Origin of the sequence: Rhizobium pantanalense, assembly GCF_030182525.1 — a bacterium.
In the GTDB taxonomy this organism is placed as follows: domain Bacteria; phylum Pseudomonadota; class Alphaproteobacteria; order Rhizobiales; family Rhizobiaceae; genus Rhizobium.
Map to the genome: position 1 here is coordinate 200,286 of NZ_JAQJCH010000002.1, position 15,376 is coordinate 215,661.

Below are 15,376 nucleotides of genomic sequence, written 5' to 3' on the forward strand. Positions count from 1 at the left end.
TGGATGTCTCAAACAGCCTTTGGCGCAATGAACTGCAGGCCCGCCTGCAGGTGGCGGTTCATATGATAGGCGTAAGCGATTCGATCCCGTTGTTCCAACGCTTCGATAATGGCGCGATGGTCATGATAGGCGCTGTCGACAGCCTCGCGTGAGCGCTTGCCCGCCTCCATCAGCCGCTGCAACAATGGCTGCAGAATGCCATAGACTTGTGACAGGGTCTGATTGCCGGCAAAGCCGACAAGGGCGGCATGAAACCTGAAATCAAGTTCCGCAGCCTCGGTCAATGTCGATGCGGCCTTCATCGCGTCGTTGATGGAGCGCAGCCTGTCGATGGCGGTTTCATCGGCGGCTTCGAACAGAAGATCGCTGAGGTTGACCTCGATGAGGCGACGAAATCCCTGGATATCGAGAAAGCTCTCTGCCGAGATGTCGATAGCGAAGGAGAAGAGGTCCATCAGCGCCTGCTGGCGGCGGTCCGTAATTACCGCGCCGACCTTTTGTCGGCTTTCGACAATGCCATAGGCCTTCAGGATGCGGATCGCTTCGCGCACCGTATTGCGGCTGGCATTGAACATGGAAGCGAGCTCGGCTTCCGAGGGCAGTGCGTCTCCGAGACCGAGATTGCGCTCGCGCATCAGCCGCCGCAGCGCGTCGACCACCTGATCGACTGCGGAACCTCTATCCTCGATATCAGCGGTATCCACCACCGTCTCTCCTCCGTTGTTGAAAGCATATTGTTGGTCAATAGTGGCGTCAAGCGATCAGAGATGATGGACATTTCGCTTTTCAGCGGTATTTTGACCGACAAATGGAGGAGATATCATATGGAAAGCTGCTGGCGTTGGTTCGGTCCGAAAGATCTCGTTCCGCTCTTGCATGCGCGCCAGGCCGGCGCGACAGGCATCGTCACGGCATTGCATGAAGTCTCGCATTCGCGCGTCTGGACGCTGGCCGAAATCGAGGCGCGAAAGGCGCTAGTGGAAGCGGCCGGGCTGCGCTGGGGCGTCTGTGAATCGATACCCGTTCCAAGCGCGATCAAGCTCGGCGGGGCAGGGGCAAAGGCCGCGATTGGTATCTGGAAAGACAGTCTCGCCCATCTCGCCCGCGCTGGCATCAAAACCGTCTGCTACAATTTCATGCCGGTCGTCGACTGGACGCGTACGGATCTACGCTTCGAAATGCCGACTACCGCGCTCGCATTGCGTTTCGACATGGCTGAGTTCGTTGCCTATGACGTCTTCGTCCTGCGCAGGAAGGGTGCGGAAGAAAATTATACGTCGGATCTGTTGCGGCGTGCTGAGGAGCGGCTGAAAGGGCTCTCGCCGGAGGCCGTGCAACGGCTGGAAAATAACATCATCGCCGGTCTTCCTGGCGGCGAAGACAGCTATGGCCGCGATGCCATACGCTCGGCCATTGGCCTCTTCGATGGCATGACGGCTGAGGATCTCCAGGCCAATCTCGAAGCCTTTCTGCGGGAGGTCGTGCCGGTTGCAGCCGAACTCGGCGCCCGGCTCGCAATCCATCCCGACGATCCGCCCATTCCGCTCTTCGGCCTGCCGCGCGTCGTTTCGACGGCGGCAGATTTGCGCCGCATTTTTGGCAGCGTGAATGATCCGGCCAATGGTTTGACGCTCTGTGTCGGATCTCTCGGCTCTCGCGCCGACAATGAGGTGCTTGCTATCGCAATCGAATTCGCCTCGCGCATCAATTTCGCGCATCTGCGCGACGTTGCGCTCGAAGCCGATGGTTCATTCGTCGAGGCCTCCCATTTGGAGGGGCGCAGCGATATGTATGCCATCCTGCGCACATTGCTCACGGAGGAGGCGCGGCGCCGCAAAGAAGGCCGGGAAGACCATATGATCCCGATGCGGCCGGACCACGGACATCTGATCGGCGACGACATCGATAAGCCGACCAATCCCGGCTATTCGCTCATTGGCCGCCTGAAAGGTCTTGGCGAGCTGCACGGCGTCATTCATGCGATCGGCAAGGCGGGGCTTTGAACACCACGGCATTTGCGGTCCCATATCGATGAAACGGGGCGAAGGGAATAAAGCCTGTCGTTGCATATTCGATAGGCTTTTGCCTAAAGTTTAATCTCGTTACTATTTTGATTTTATTTAGTTTTTTCGTCTATCAATGTCCAATTCGCTAATCTTCGAACTCGAATTGGCAAGGTCGACCTTCCTATGAATTCCGTTTGGCCCGACGCCCCGAACGACGATTTTCGGTCACTTTTCAAGACGCATCCGTCTCCGATGTGGGTCTATGATCCCGAGACGTTGAAGTTCCTTATCGTCAACGATGCCGCCCGCGATCTCTATGGCTATAGCCTCGCTGCATTTGCGGTCATGACCGTCCTTGATATCCGGCCTCCGGAAGAGCGCGAACGCATGCTTGATGCGGTGCATCACCGCACCGACATGGAGACAGCGCAACGCTGGACGCATCTGAAGGCGGATGGCGAGACATTCGAGGTTTTGACCTACGGGCGGGAAATCCGTTTCGATGGGAAGCCGGCAATCCTGGCGATCGTGCAGGACCGGACCGAGGTTAATGCGGCACGGCGGCAGGTCGATGCCACCCAGTCCCTGCTCGACAGTATCGTCGATAATCTCCCCGTCGGCGTCTTCGTCAAGGATATGGAGAGGAACGGCCGCTATATCCTGTTCAACGAGGCATTGGGCGGAATCGTCGGGCGGTCGGCGCAGGATATGCTCGGCAAGTCGGACAATGTCATATTCTCCGATGAGCAGACGGCGATTTTCCGGGAGCAGGACAGGCTTGCCTTCGATACCACGGCAACGGTCTACTTCGAGGAAACCATCCACACGGTGGATGGAGTGACACGCATCCTGAAGACGGCAAAACGGGCGCTTCCCGCCCCGGCGGGTCAAGCGCTGCGCTATGTGCTCGGCATTTCCCAGGACGTGACCGAGGAACGTAGCGTCGAGGCGCGGCTTGCGCATCTTGCCATGCATGATTCACTTACCGGCCTTCCGAACCGGGCCTTCTTTTCCGAGAGCATCGTGCGGCAGGTGGCCGCTGCGACGCGCGAAAGGCCGATCGCGCTGCTCTACATCGATGTCGATCATTTCAAGCACATCAACGACAGCAAGGGGCATGCTGCGGGCGACATGCTTCTGCGCCAGGTTGCCGAGCGCCTTCAGCAGCTTACCGAGAGGAACGATCTGGTTGCGCGCCTTGGCGGCGACGAGTTCGCGCTGGTCCTGAGGATGACGGATGCGGGACGGGCCCAGCGCTTCGCCGACCTGCTGCTGCTGTCGCTTTCCGCACCCTTCGATCTCGATGGCGTCCGGGAACATGTGACCTGCAGCATCGGCATCGCCATGGCACCGGAGCATGGCAACGACGCAGATGTCCTCATGCGGGACGCGGATCTGGCGCTTTATGCGGCCAAGGGAGGGGGGCGCTCAACCTATCGCTTCTATCAGACCGAGATGCGGCTTGAGGCAGAACGGCGCCACCAGCTCACGCTGGAGCTTCGGGAGGCCCTTCAGAAGGATGAATTCGAACTCCATTACCAGCCGATCATCCGGCTGGACGAGGATGTGCTTTCCGGCTTCGAAGCTCTGATCCGCTGGCGCCATCCCAAGCGTGGGCTCATTGCGCCGGCGGAATTCATCCCCGTCGCCGAGGAAACAGGTATGATCGTGCCGATCGGCGACTGGGTGCTGCGGGAAGCCTGCCGGGCTGCGATGGAGTGGCCGGAACATCTTAAGGTGGCCATCAACTTGTCCGTCTATCAGTTCCGGCATGCGAGCCTGTTGGCCACGGTCGTCTCGGCACTGAGCGAGACAGGTCTCTGCCCCGGGCGCCTGGAGATCGAGGTCACGGAATCCATCCTGCTGTCCGAGGTCGAGCAAAGCCTATCCCTGCTGCGTGCCCTCAAGGAGCTCGGTATTCGCATCGCGATCGACGATTTCGGCACGGGCTATTCCTCGCTCAGCTATCTGCGCTCCTTTTCTTTCGACAAGATCAAGCTCGACCGCAGTTTCGTCGCCGGCATGGATGCCGATCCCGGCAATCTCGCCATCGTGAGGGCCGTAGTTGGCATAGCCTCCGGCTTCAATGCGGTGACATTGGCCGAAGGCATCGAGACGGAGGCGCAATTGGCGAAATTGCGGGCCGAAGGCTATCACGAGGTGCAGGGTTTCCTGCTTGGGCGGCCAATGTCGCGCGAGGGCGCCCTAGCGCGAATTCTCCGTGAGGCCTATCCCGCCCCGACGTTACGGGTCCGAAAACCAGCGCATGTATGACCGCCGAAACGTTCGGGTGGCCGGCGCAAATAATAGCCAAAAAAATTTGGTGCCTTGTTGTCGGGAAGGGTGGTTGACCAACGTCCTTGGGTTAGTCCCGACAAGGGCGTGACACCCAGAACCGTTCCAAGGAGACCAACATGACCGATGCAACAGAACAAGCCCAGCAGCCGCGCGTGCCGGTTCGCGGCGGCGTCGTAGCCTATCTGACCGTCGATGGTGCCGTGAAGGCAGCCGAATTCTATAAGCGCGCCTTCGGTGCCGAACAGGCCTTCATGTATCCGGTCGACGAAAAGGGCCGGACCATGCATATCCATCTCTACATCAACGGCAGCTCGGTCATGCTCGGCGATGCTTTTCCGGAATACGGTCATGCGCTGGAAAAGCCGCAGTCCTTCACGATGCAGCTTATCGTCGACGATCTCGATTTCTGGTGGAAGCGTGCCGTCGATGCCGGAGCCGAAGTCGTCGTCGAGCCGCAGGTGATGTTCTGGGGCGATCGCTGGGGTCAGCTCCGCGACCCCTTCGGTGTCGCCTGGGCGATGAATGCGCCGGTCAATGGCTGACGATATGATGCCCTCGGTGTTTGTGGCGCCGAGGGCACTTCTTTTGATCCCGCTGCGAAGACGCTATTCTGCAAGCAGGGTCCGCGTCAGAGGATGCTCAGCGTCCGTAAGGCCGTCCAGAACCGAATAATGATGCTTGTCTGGCTCGACCACGACCTTAGTTGCCGCCCCGAGCCCGGTCCAGATATTGGACAACAGCGCATTCTGACGGATGAATTCGGCGCGCTCGGCGCCGCCAACCCAACAGGTGAGTCGAATGTTGTCGACCGGCTCGAGAAGAGCCGGGCTTTCCATCCTTGCTTCGGCGTCATCGATGCGAAGCTGCGCGTTCATGCTGCGCTTCATGATCGGGCGCAGGTCGTGAAGACCGGAAATGGCAAGCACATGCCGGATGCGCTTGAGGATCGCCTCGCCAAGCGGTGACGTCGTCGTCATCATGCGGGCTACGAGCTGACCGCCGGCCGAATGGCCCGTCAGAACGATGGGGCCGCCGACGAGCTCGGCCGCTACCGTGATTGCGGCCGCAATCTCTTTGCCGATCCCGCCGATGCGATTTTCCGGGCAAAGCGTGTAGGACGGGATCGCGACCGCGTATCCTCTGGTAATCGAGCCTGCGGCGAAGTGTGACCAATAGCTTTTGTCCAGTTGCAGCCAGTAGCCGCCATGGACGAAAATCATCAATCCTTTCGGCTCGTCCTCTGGGAGAAAGAGATCGAAGCGATTGCGTGCCGCCAGACCATAGGAGAGATCAAGCTTTGCGCGTCCTGCTGCCATCAGATTGTCGCGGAAGGTTTTCGCCGGCTCGACCCAGGCGGCCGGCCATTGATCGCCGTCGACGATATAGGCGCCGTTCGTGTAGGCGGCGTCCCAATCGGTGACCCTGAAATAGCTCATCTCCGCTTCCCTCTTCCGGCTGCCGATATTCGTATCAGGTCACTGCCGAACGCACTGCAAAGCGTGCTTCCTTCCACGATCCGCTGCCGAGGATCTCTTCCAGCACTGTAGCCGCCCGCCATACGTCATGATAACCGACATAGAGCGGCGTGAAGCCGAAGCGCAATGTCGACGGCGCGCGGAAGTCGCCGATAACGCCACGTTCGATCAGGGCCTGCATGACCTCATAGGCGTTGCTGTGGATGAAGGAGACCTGGCTGCCGCGCTTCTCGCTGTCGCGCGTCGTCTCGAGCTCGACACCATATTGGCCGCATTTGACTTCGACCAAACGGATGAAGAGATCGGTCAGCGCTATGCTTTTCCGGCGCAGCGCGTCCATGTCCACCTCATCCCAGATGGAGAGCGCCCCTTTCAGCGCCCGCAAGGAGAGGATCGGCTGCGTGCCGCAGAGAAAACGCTTGATGCCAACATCGCCGTCGAAGCTTTGTTCGAAGGCGAAGGGACGGGCATGGCTCCACCAGCCGCTGAGCGGCTGGACGATCGAGGCGTGATGACGCTTAGCCGCATAGATGAAGGCTGGCGCGCCCGGGCCGCCATTCAGATATTTGTAGGTGCAGCCGACGGCGAAATCGGCACCGGCACCATCGAGATCGACGGGCAGGGCGCCGGCGCTGTGACACAGATCCCAGATGACGAGTGCGCCCGCTGCCTGGATGCGCTTCGTCAGCGCCACCATGTCGCGCAGTTCGCCGCTCTTGTAGTTGACATGATTGACGAGGACTGCGGCGACGTTCTCATCGATCAATTCCTCGATGGTGTCGGCATCGCGGCCTTCGAGACGCAGCGTGACGCCGGGCCGCGTCGAAACGACGCCTTCCGCCATGTAGAGATCGGTCGGAAAACTGTCGCCCTCCGCCACGATGACGTTGCGATCCGGCCGCATCGCGAGCGCCGCGTGAAGTGTCTTGTAGATGTTGATCGAGGTGGAGTCGGTCACGACAGTCTGGCCCTCGGCAGCGCCGATCAGCCGGCCGATACGGTCGCCGAGTTGCAGCGGCAGATGAAACCATCCGGCGCTGTTCCAGCTGCGGATCAGGCCGTTGCCCCATTCCTCCATGGCGGCCTGGCGGACTTCGGCAAAGACCTCGTGCGAGGCTGCACCGAGCGAATTTCCGTCGAGATAGATGACGCCGGCGGGCAGGGCGAAGCGGCTGCGGAAGACGCGCAGCGGGTCGGCCTCGTCCATGGCCTCGACCGCGGCGAGATCGGGAAGGCTATCCATATGTCGTTGCCTCGTAAACTTATTCGCGAATGGTTTCTCGAGTGACCGCTCCCCCGCGGCTACGGCGGATGCTCGGCAGCGCCAGCATGATCAGCACGAACAGGCCGGTTGCGAGCTTCAGGTTCGGCGGCGGCATGCCGGCGGCAAGGCAGAGCGACACCAGCTGGTAATAGATGATGGAGCCGACGAACGGCGCCAGCAACTGACGCAGGACGGTCTGCTTGCCGGTGAAAGCTTCGCCGATCATCAGCGCTGCAAGGCCGTTGATGAGGATGCCGATACCCATATTGACGTCGGCAAAGCCCTGCGACTGGACCATCAGCGCGCCGCTTGCGGCTGAAAAGGCGCTGGCGATGCCGACGCCGCCGATGGTGGCCGCCCAGACATTGATGCCCTGCGCCTCGGCCATGTCAGGATTGGAGCCGACGGCACGCATGGCCGTACCCTTTTCCGTCTTGAAATAGAGATTGAGGGCTATCAGGACGATAACAGCCAGGATGCCGGCGACGACGATCTTGCTGGTCGGGAAGCCGGCTGCGGCGAACGGCACCCAATCGAACACGGTGGGCGAGCCGAAAACCGACAGGTTCGACTTGCCCATGATGCCGAGATTGACGCTATAGAGCATGGTCGACATCAGGATGCCGGCAAGCAGCGTATGAATGCGGAAGCGCAGGTGAATGAAGGCCGTGCAGCAGCCGGCGGCAAGGCCGACGACGAAGGCGACGGCGATCGCCAGCGGCGGTGCGATGCCAGCGGCAAGCAGAATGCCGCAGACGCAACCGCCGAGCGGAAACGCGCCTTCACTGGTCAGATCGGGAAAGCTCAGCATCCGGAAGGGGATCATGATGCCGAGGACGACGAAGCTCAGGATGAAGCTCTGGGCCAGCGTCACCGGAATGAGCGAGACGAAGCTCGAAACGGTTGATTGAATGAAATCCATCATGTTCTCAGCTCACCAGCAGCATGCGGTCGGTCTTGACGGCGAAGTGGCCGATCAGCTCGGGTACCGTGATGCGTCGCTTGCCGTCCCCGGTAATTTCGAGATGGACGCGGCCGGCATCGAGCATGATGATGCTGTCGCCGAAATCGACGGCGTGCTGCATGTTGTGCGTCACCATCAATGTCGTCAGCTTGAGCGCCTCGACCGTGCGCACCGTTGCCTGCATGACGATATCGGCCGTACGCGGATCGAGTGCGGCTGTGTGTTCATCGAGCAGCAGCACGTCTGGCGAGCCACCGACCGCCATGATGAGCGACAGCGACTGGCGCTGGCCGCCCGAAAGAAGCTCTACCTTGGTGTCCAGCCGGGTTTCGAGGCCGAGGCCGAGAACGGCGAGCCGCTCTTTATAGGCGGCGAGCCGCGCCGTATTCAGGCCGGGCCGAAATCCTCTGGCTTTGCCGCGCAGTTCCGCCAGAAGCATGTTTTCCCCGACCGTCATGCTGGCGGCGGTGCCCTTCATCGGATCCTGGAATACGCGAGCCAGACGCGCGGCGCGTTTGTGGACCGGCATGTTGGTCACGTCATCGCCGTTAATGAGGATCTGACCGGAATCGAGGCTGAGAGCGCCCGAAATCGCATTCAGCATGCTGCTCTTGCCGGCGCCGTTGGAACCGATGACGACGCCGAATTCGCCTGTCTTGAGGGAGAGCGTCAGACCATTAAGCGCGACCTTTTCGTCGGGTTGGCCTCTGTAAAAAACCTTGCGCGCGGATTTGATCTCAAGCATCCGTGCCTCCCCTGCAGTGTAGGGTTATGAAATGGCGGCGTTCCTGACACCGCCATGGATCGGATTGATCCTACCGCGCCGCACGTCGCATATGACGCGCAAAGGTCGCTGTAGCACTTTAAATCTGCTGCATAATTTATCCTTAGATCCACGTCGGTTTAAGGAATTATGCAATAGAAGATGCCGCCTATCACTTCGTGAAGCAATTGCAATCGGCAAGCGAAGCCGGAACTTCGGCGCCGAATGCCTTTAACACGGTCTTGTTGATCAGCGGCGCGTGGTCCTTGTAAGCCGGAACGGAGGGCTTGATGGTCTTCGGATCGGCACCCTTGAGGATCTCAGCGGCGATCTTGCCGGCGTTTTCACCGACCTGCTCGTAGTTGACGGCAAAGCTTGCCGGCACGACGCCGTTGCGGACAGCCGCATCGTCGGAGTTGACGATCGGGATCTGAGCCTGGCGGGCGGCGGCGGCGACGGCGGGGATTGCCGGCTGCAGCAGGTTGGACGCAGGCGTGTAGATGACATCCGCCTTGCCGGCGAGCGAGGCGATGCGCTGCTGGATGTCGTTGACGTTGTCGACGCCGACCGGAACCACTTCGAAGCCCGCTGCCGGAGCGGCGGCCTTGACCTTGTCGATCAGCGCGACGTCGTTGGCTTCGCCCGGATTGTAGGGCACGCCGATGCGCTTGGCGTTGGGAAGCAGCTTCTTGGTGAAGGTGAGGATCGCCGAGATGTCCTGCAGGTCGCTCGAGCCGGTGATGCCTGTGTCACCCGCGTCCCAGGACGGGACGAGCTTGGCGGCGACAGGATCGGTGACGGCCGTAAAGACGATCGGAATGCCGGAGCCGGCCAGCGCCTTCTTGGCAATCTGCGATACGGGGGTGGTCACCGTATACATCAGCTTCGGATGTTCGGATTGCAGCTTGGCGATCATCTGCGGAACGAGCGAGGCGTCGAAGCTCGTGTTGCTTTCGGAATAGACGACATCCTTGCCTTCGACGAAGCCGTTATCGGCAAGAGCCTTTTTGAAACCGGCAATCGATGCGTTGAGCTGCGGATGCTCGCCGAAGTTGGCGATGGCGATCTTGATGGGCTCGGCCGATGCGGTTGCAACGCTTGCTGCGAGGGCGCCGACGACAGCGAGGCCGGCCAGCCATTTGGACGTGGATCTCAGCATATTTTCCTCCCGGATATGACAAGGAGCCGTGTTCCTTCGGCTCTCTTGGGCAGGGATCATAGCGAGTGCTGCAGGCCTGTCAATTTGTGATATATGATATTCACGATGGGCATATATAATATATAATTTCCGGATATGGCAGTTTTATATATAATCTGCGCCTTGGGAGGATCGGGACGAGGGCCATGCAGGACAAGGATGCGCTGAGCAAGACGGAAGCGGCTTACTGGCTGTTGCGGCGCGACATCCTCAATACCAAGCTAAGGCCTGGTGCGTCTCTTCGGTTGAGCGCCCTTCGGGATATCTACGGCCTCGGCTGGACGCCGCTTCGCGAAGCGTTGTCGCGGCTGGAGGCCGAAAAGCTTGTGACTGCGATCAGTAATCGCGGCTTCGCTGTCGCTCCAGTATCGCGGGCCGAATTGGAGGACCTGACGCGGGCGCGCATGGTTGTGGAGCTTCCGCTTCTCGTGGAGTCGATCGAGAAGGGTGGCTCGGATTGGGAATCGGCTGTCGTCACTGCACATTATCGCCTCTCACGCTGCAAGATCGTGCCCGACTCCGCCTCGGAGGAGATGGCGGACGAATGGGATGAGAAGCACAACGCCTTTCACGCTGCACTTGTTAGTGCGGCAACGTCGAACTGGCTCCAGCGTTTCCAGTCCACCATCTCGGATCAGCTTCGCCGCCACCATCGTTTTCTCGGCCTTGCGCCGACGCAGCGCGCGGCGGCCGGCCTTTCGATCGGCTATGAAAAAGCTGTTGCCGCTTTGCAGGACGCCATGGCGATCGAGCATCATACGGCATTGATGGACGCGGCCCTCGACCGGGATCTGGAACGTGCCAGAGCGCTGATGACTGAACACATCGGTTACACGCTGCAGGTTTATATCCGCTCGGAGAATTATGTGAGTTAGGTCGAAACCGGATCATTGGCCAGCTGGAACGCCTGGAGCGCGAGGCATCTCCTCCCGCAGGTTTCATCGATAAGCCGCTCGGCAGGGCCGGCAAGGAAAACATCCTCGCCGGCCCTGCCGTATCGAACGCGAACCGGTGCCCATCGCAGGGTCTTTCCAGCCCGATCCAGTGATTGCAACTCCATCGGTTCAGTTCCCACTAGGAGCGTTCATTTGCGGTCCGCTGGGGGTGCGATCGGTCATTGCCCAAAACGGCTGGGTAGAAAAGAGTATGCGTTGTCACTGATGCGACGTTCCAATGCGTCGAGTACCAGATCCGCCGTTTTCGGAGCTGCCGCGATGCCGACATGCCCGTGGCCGAATGCGGTGATCAGGCTGGGATGGCGCGACAGCGGGCCGATCACAGGGAGCCCGTCGGGCGTGGATGGCCGATGTCCCATCCAGAGACGAAGGTTGGGTGTCTTGTCGGCGGCTAGATAGGGGTAGCTCGCCAGGGCATGCCGTTGCAGCACCTGCGCGCGCTCCCAGTTCGGAGGTTTGTTCACGGTGGCAAGCTCGACCTGACCCGAAAGGCGCAGACCCATATTGGTCGGCGTGTTGGCCATCCGGCCAGTGCTCGGCATTACGGGAATTTCGAAGGGTATTTGCCCCGATGTCACCGTCACATGATAGCCCCGTTCGCTTTGCATCGGAATGCGCACGCCGAGCGGGCGGAGCAGGCGGCCGGAATGTATGCCCGCGGCCACGACGATGCGGTCGGCAGATAGCGTCTCGCCACCCTCCAGCACCGCCTGCGGCGTCACACCGTCCAGAATGGCTGTCACGGCGGACTGGTGGAATTTTACGCCCTTGAGTCGAGCGGCTTCCACGATGCCGGCCACATAGCTTCCGGTGTCGCGACAATGGGCGCCGTTCACCACATGGATGGCGAACCGATAGGGAGGACCGAGAGCCGGAAGCCTTCTCCGGATTTCGGTCTCGTCCCACTCCACATATTCTACGCCATTTTCTCGGCGCAGTTGCCAACTCAGCGCTTCCGCCTCGAAGGAAGCCCGGTCCGGATAGGCGTAGAGCAGCCCTTTTTGAAGAACGAGCTGCTCCTGTCCGGTCTTTCGCGCGAGTTCCAGATGTCGCTCAGGGCCATCATGCAGCAGGAAGTTCAACAACTTCGCCGTCCGGCGTACGCGGGTCTTGCTGGCGCCAGCCCACAAGAATCGCAGGAGCCAAGGCGTCAGTTGCGGCAGCGATCTCCAATCGATCGTCAGCGGCCCGTTTCGATCGAGAAGGAAACCGGGAACCTTCCGCCACAGGCCGGGCATGCTCATCGGAATGATCGACGCCGGGCTGATCCAGCCGCCATTGCCGTAGCTTGCTCCAGCTTCGCTGCCCGGGGCGTTGCCGTCGCAAAGCGCGACATCCCAGCCCGCTTCCGCCAATCTCAACGCAGCGGTGGCACCGATAATGCCCGCACCAACCACGATTACCTTGCCTGTCATTGCCGTTTCGTCCTGCTCTCAGGAAAGTCCGCCATGGAAATGGCTGAGGAATTCTCGCGTTCTCATCTCGCGAGGCTCGTTGATGACCTGGCGCGCATCACCCGACTCGACGACGAAGCCGTCCTGCATGAAGATGACCGTATCGGCGACATCGCGGGCAAAGGCCATCTCATGAGTGACGAGGATCATCGTCATGCCCTGCTCGGCGAGTTGGCGAATGACCGCCAGAACCTCGCCGACCAGTGCAGGGTCGAGCGCAGAGGTGGCCTCATCAAACAACATGACTTCCGGTTTCATGGCGAGCGCGCGCGCGATCGCCACGCGCTGCTTCTGCCCGCCCGAAAGCTGCTCCGGGCGCGCGTCGGCTTTCGCGACCAGGCCGACCTTGGCGAGAAGCTCCATCGCGACGGTCCGCGCGGAATTCCTGTCCTGCTTCAGCACGCTCACCGGCCCGACCATTACATTGTCGATGACGCTCATATGTGGGAACAGGTTGAAGTTCTGAAACACCATCCCGGTATTGGCACGGAAGGCCGCAAGATCCCGGTCGCGCATGGCAACCCGGCCCGCGGAAAAATCCATCCGCCTCCCGCCGATGGTAATGCAGCCGGCATCCGGCAATGACAGCAGATTGAGGCTGCGCAGCAGGGTCGACTTTCCCGAACCGCTTGGCCCGATCAGCGCCACCACATGACCGCGCGGCACCGAAAGGTTGATGTCCTTCAAGACGTCGAGAGGACCGAAGGATTTCTTCAGGCCCACGACCTCGATCATCGGCTCTTCCGCGCGCATTCTCTCTACCTTGCCATTCATGCCTTGCGGCCCTCCAGCCAGTGCGCCAGGCGTGTCATGGGGAACAGGACCGCCAGATAGACGAATGCAATCAAAGTGTAGGTTTCAAGCGGCCGGTAGGTGGCCGAGGTCACGAGCTGACCTTGATAGAGCAGGTCGGGCACGGCGAGCACGGAGAGGAGCGAGGTGTTCTTGAGCTGCAGGACAGACTGGTTGACCAGTGGCGGCACCATCCGGCGCAACGCCTGCGGCAGGATGATCTTGGCCATTAACTGGCCTCGACGCATGCCGATCGCGCGACCGGCATCCCATTGCCCGGCGTCGATCGAGACGATGCCGCCCCGAATGATCTCCGCATAGAATGCAGCGCCGTACATGGTCAGTGTAATGAAGGCTGCCATCGCAGGGGAGATCTGAATTCCGACCAGCATGGGCAGGGCATAGTAACACCAGACCAGTTGCACGAGGACGGGCGTGCAACGAAACAGCTCCACGGTCGTCATGATCGGAACGGTGACGATTTTTAGACCCGAAAGCCGGGCAAGAGCGAAGACCGTGCCGACCAGGATTCCGGAGACGATGGTCAGAACGGTAAAACCGACCGTGTAGCCCAAGCCTTGAAGAAACAGGCCGCGGTACTGCCAAAGGCTGGAAAAGTCCCATTGATATTGCATCACAGCGCGCTTTGTTCGGCCCGGCGGAAAGTCCGGGGAGAGGTTGATGTAAAAAGCCACTCGCCCAATGTCAGGATGTCGAAGACGGGAAGGCCGAGAGCCGTCGCGATCGCCTGCGCAAAGGGTGGCATGTTGGTGCATTCCAGCACGATGGCGCCGACCGACGGATGCTCGGCGACGAGCTTGCGTGCAGCATCGACCACTTCGGCCTCCAGCGCCGCGTGATTGTATGCGGCAGAGCCTTCAATGAGTGCGTGGAATGCCCCCTTGGCGGGCACGCCGCGCACGGGCACAGATGGATCTGCCCCGCAGGCTTCGAATACCTCGGGAACGAGGCTGGCTACGTCATACGTTATCACGCCGGGGCGCAGGCCTGCGCCGAGCGCCATCTCGACCATGGGCAGTTGCATCAGGCTGGAGGCGGCCACCGGCACGCCCAGCGCCTCGGCGAGTTTCCGTTGATGTCGCGCCATGAAGCCGCAGGATGTGATAATCGCGCTGCAACCCTCAGAGATCAGCTCCCGTCCGGCGGCGACGAAATCGTCGACCAGACCCTCGCCGCCCGCACGGACGACGAGGGAAACGGAGGCGCCACGCACCTGGCGGAACCTGACCGGAAAGCGCCATGACGCAGAATGGCCGACATCGCCGGGCGGGCGTTGGAACGTCGTATCCAGCATGATGATGCCCAAGGCACCCGAAGAGACGGACATGATCGTGTCCGTCAGAACGTCAGGCTCGCAGGCAGCGCTGCCTTGTCGACACCCACGAGCGCGAGGCTTTCGACAATCCAGCTCGAGACCTTGCCTTGTCCGCGGCGTTCTGCAAGCCAGGCGTCGACATAGTCGCGGAATTCGCCATTCGGATCACGGCGCACGCCGATCGTGGTCGGCTGGCTTCCATGGGGATCCGGAATGATGAGTTTGATGTTTGGCGCGAGGTGTTTCGTCGTCACGACTGCAAGGAGCGCGACCTGGATGATGGCATCGGCACGACCCGACTGAAGCGCCAGAATGGTCTCATCGGCAGACTTGAGAGCGACCAGCGTGCAGTTCGGCAGGTTCTTACGGGCGAAATTATCTTGCGTCGAGCCGAGGTCGACGGCCACCCGCATCTCCGGTCTGTTCATTTCCTCCCACTTCGTCACCTCCAGATTCTTTCGGGCAACGAGTGTGAAGGTATTGTCCATCAGCGCCTTGGTGAAGTCGACAACCTTGGCGCGCTCCGGACTATTGCTGAGCCCGAACATGATGTCGATCTTGTTGCTCTGCAGATCGATCACGGAGTTGCCCCAGGTCGTCTCGACCAGTTCCAGCTTGACGCCGATATATTGCGCGAGGTCGTGTCCCATCGCGACGCAGAAACCTTCCCATTCTCCGGTTGCAAGATTCTTGTGATAATAAGGTTCGGTGCCTGCAAACACGCCGATCCGCAGCGCGCCCCGCGCCCGGATCGCTTCGAGCGTCGGACCTTCGGTCGCTGCAAGAAGTGCGGAAGATGGAAGTAGCGCAGCAGCGCCTGCGAACAGCACTGCCCTTCCGAAATCACGTCTGTTCATGGTCATATCCCAG

At 60.5% G+C, this 15,376-nt stretch carries 15 protein-coding genes; 4 read left to right on the forward strand and 11 right to left on the reverse strand.

The genetic code is table 11. The features are described from left to right. Positions 1-8: 8 nt before the first annotated feature. Positions 9-704, reverse strand: coding sequence for a FadR/GntR family transcriptional regulator (locus PH558_RS07025; protein ID WP_285203003.1), 696 nt, complete (start codon positions 702-704; stop codon positions 9-11). 120 nt (positions 705-824) lie between these two features. Between PH558_RS07025 and uxuA the strand changes: the two genes are divergently transcribed. The 3 genes from uxuA (at position 825) to PH558_RS07040 (ending at position 4,846) form a co-directional block, all read left to right on the forward strand. Then, complete coding sequence (uxuA, locus tag PH558_RS07030; protein WP_285203006.1) at positions 825-2,003, forward strand: mannonate dehydratase; 1,179 nt, start codon at positions 825-827, stop codon at positions 2,001-2,003. 186 nt (positions 2,004-2,189) lie between these two features. After that, positions 2,190-4,280: a putative bifunctional diguanylate cyclase/phosphodiesterase gene (locus PH558_RS07035; RefSeq protein ID WP_285203007.1), complete on the forward strand. Its 2,091-nt coding sequence runs from the start codon at positions 2,190-2,192 to the stop codon at positions 4,278-4,280. Between the two features lie 140 nt (positions 4,281-4,420). After that, the gene (locus PH558_RS07040; RefSeq protein WP_113407493.1) at positions 4,421-4,846 is read left to right on the forward strand and encodes a VOC family protein; all 426 of its coding nucleotides are present in this window, start codon (positions 4,421-4,423) and stop codon (positions 4,844-4,846) included. Between the two features lie 63 nt (positions 4,847-4,909). On the opposite strand, the gene PH558_RS07045 is transcribed toward PH558_RS07040, so the two are convergent. From PH558_RS07045 to PH558_RS07065, 5 genes are all read right to left on the reverse strand, one after another. After that, positions 4,910-5,740, reverse strand: a complete 831-nt coding sequence (locus PH558_RS07045; RefSeq protein ID WP_285203008.1) for an alpha/beta hydrolase — start codon at positions 5,738-5,740, stop codon at positions 4,910-4,912. Between the two features lie 34 nt (positions 5,741-5,774). Further along, entirely contained in the window at positions 5,775-7,022 is a 1,248-nt protein-coding gene (gene kynU / locus PH558_RS07050; protein WP_285203010.1) for a kynureninase, read from the reverse strand. A 19-nt stretch (positions 7,023-7,041) separates the two neighbouring features. Next, a complete protein-coding gene (locus PH558_RS07055) occupies positions 7,042-7,965 on the reverse strand; it encodes an ABC transporter permease (protein WP_285203787.1) in 924 nt (307 codons plus the stop codon). A 7-nt stretch (positions 7,966-7,972) separates the two neighbouring features. Further along, entirely contained in the window at positions 7,973-8,752 is a 780-nt protein-coding gene (locus PH558_RS07060) for an ABC transporter ATP-binding protein (RefSeq protein ID WP_285203011.1), read from the reverse strand. Positions 8,753-8,942: 190 nt separating this feature from the next. Next, complete coding sequence (locus tag PH558_RS07065) at positions 8,943-9,929, reverse strand: ABC transporter substrate-binding protein (protein WP_095436981.1); 987 nt, start codon at positions 9,927-9,929, stop codon at positions 8,943-8,945. A 185-nt stretch (positions 9,930-10,114) separates the two neighbouring features. On the opposite strand from PH558_RS07065, the gene PH558_RS07070 reads away from it, so the two are divergent. After that, on the forward strand, positions 10,115-10,843 hold the full coding sequence (locus PH558_RS07070; protein ID WP_113407497.1) for a GntR family transcriptional regulator: 729 nt from the start codon (positions 10,115-10,117) through the stop codon (positions 10,841-10,843). Positions 10,844-11,082: 239 nt separating this feature from the next. Here PH558_RS07070 and PH558_RS07075 read toward each other — a convergent pair whose 3' ends face one another. Genes PH558_RS07075 through PH558_RS07095 form a run of 5 tightly spaced genes read right to left on the reverse strand, consistent with a single transcriptional unit; the run spans position 11,083 to position 15,363 of the window. Then, entirely contained in the window at positions 11,083-12,339 is a 1,257-nt protein-coding gene (locus tag PH558_RS07075; RefSeq protein WP_285203012.1) for an NAD(P)/FAD-dependent oxidoreductase, read from the reverse strand. 18 nt (positions 12,340-12,357) lie between these two features. Further along, positions 12,358-13,152 (reverse strand): amino acid ABC transporter ATP-binding protein, encoded by a 795-nt coding sequence (locus PH558_RS07080; protein ID WP_095436978.1) that lies wholly within the window; start codon positions 13,150-13,152, stop codon positions 12,358-12,360. Then, positions 13,149-13,805 (reverse strand): amino acid ABC transporter permease, encoded by a 657-nt coding sequence (locus tag PH558_RS07085; RefSeq protein WP_285203022.1) that lies wholly within the window; start codon positions 13,803-13,805, stop codon positions 13,149-13,151. Before PH558_RS07085 ends, PH558_RS07080 begins: the two co-directional genes overlap by 4 nt. Next, the gene (locus PH558_RS07090) at positions 13,805-14,518 is read right to left on the reverse strand and encodes an aspartate/glutamate racemase family protein (RefSeq protein WP_285203023.1); all 714 of its coding nucleotides are present in this window, start codon (positions 14,516-14,518) and stop codon (positions 13,805-13,807) included. Before PH558_RS07090 ends, PH558_RS07085 begins: the two co-directional genes overlap by 1 nt. Before the next feature lie 11 nt (positions 14,519-14,529). After that, positions 14,530-15,363, reverse strand: coding sequence for a transporter substrate-binding domain-containing protein (locus tag PH558_RS07095; RefSeq protein ID WP_285203024.1), 834 nt, complete (start codon positions 15,361-15,363; stop codon positions 14,530-14,532). Positions 15,364-15,376 lie beyond the last annotated feature (13 nt).

Bases quoted from the DNA above. Each gene is read 5' to 3' on its own strand.
- uxuA (WP_285203006.1), top strand. From the start codon at position 825: ATGGAAAGCTGCTGGCGTTGGTTCGGTCCGAAAGATCTCGTTCCGCTC.
- PH558_RS07035 (WP_285203007.1), top strand. From the start codon at position 2,190: ATGAATTCCGTTTGGCCCGACGCCCCGAACGACGATTTTCGGTCACTT.
- PH558_RS07040 (WP_113407493.1), top strand. From the start codon at position 4,421: ATGACCGATGCAACAGAACAAGCCCAGCAGCCGCGCGTGCCGGTTCGC.
- PH558_RS07045 (WP_285203008.1), bottom strand. From the start codon at position 5,740: ATGAGCTATTTCAGGGTCACCGATTGGGACGCCGCCTACACGAACGGC.
- kynU (WP_285203010.1), bottom strand. From the start codon at position 7,022: ATGGATAGCCTTCCCGATCTCGCCGCGGTCGAGGCCATGGACGAGGCC.
- PH558_RS07055 (WP_285203787.1), bottom strand. From the start codon at position 7,965: ATGGATTTCATTCAATCAACCGTTTCGAGCTTCGTCTCGCTCATTCCG.
- PH558_RS07060 (WP_285203011.1), bottom strand. From the start codon at position 8,752: ATGCTTGAGATCAAATCCGCGCGCAAGGTTTTTTACAGAGGCCAACCC.
- PH558_RS07065 (WP_095436981.1), bottom strand. From the start codon at position 9,929: ATGCTGAGATCCACGTCCAAATGGCTGGCCGGCCTCGCTGTCGTCGGC.
- PH558_RS07070 (WP_113407497.1), top strand. From the start codon at position 10,115: ATGCAGGACAAGGATGCGCTGAGCAAGACGGAAGCGGCTTACTGGCTG.
- PH558_RS07075 (WP_285203012.1), bottom strand. From the start codon at position 12,339: ATGACAGGCAAGGTAATCGTGGTTGGTGCGGGCATTATCGGTGCCACC.
- PH558_RS07080 (WP_095436978.1), bottom strand. From the start codon at position 13,152: ATGAATGGCAAGGTAGAGAGAATGCGCGCGGAAGAGCCGATGATCGAG.
- PH558_RS07085 (WP_285203022.1), bottom strand. From the start codon at position 13,805: ATGCAATATCAATGGGACTTTTCCAGCCTTTGGCAGTACCGCGGCCTG.
- PH558_RS07090 (WP_285203023.1), bottom strand. From the start codon at position 14,518: ATGTCCGTCTCTTCGGGTGCCTTGGGCATCATCATGCTGGATACGACG.
- PH558_RS07095 (WP_285203024.1), bottom strand. From the start codon at position 15,363: ATGAACAGACGTGATTTCGGAAGGGCAGTGCTGTTCGCAGGCGCTGCT.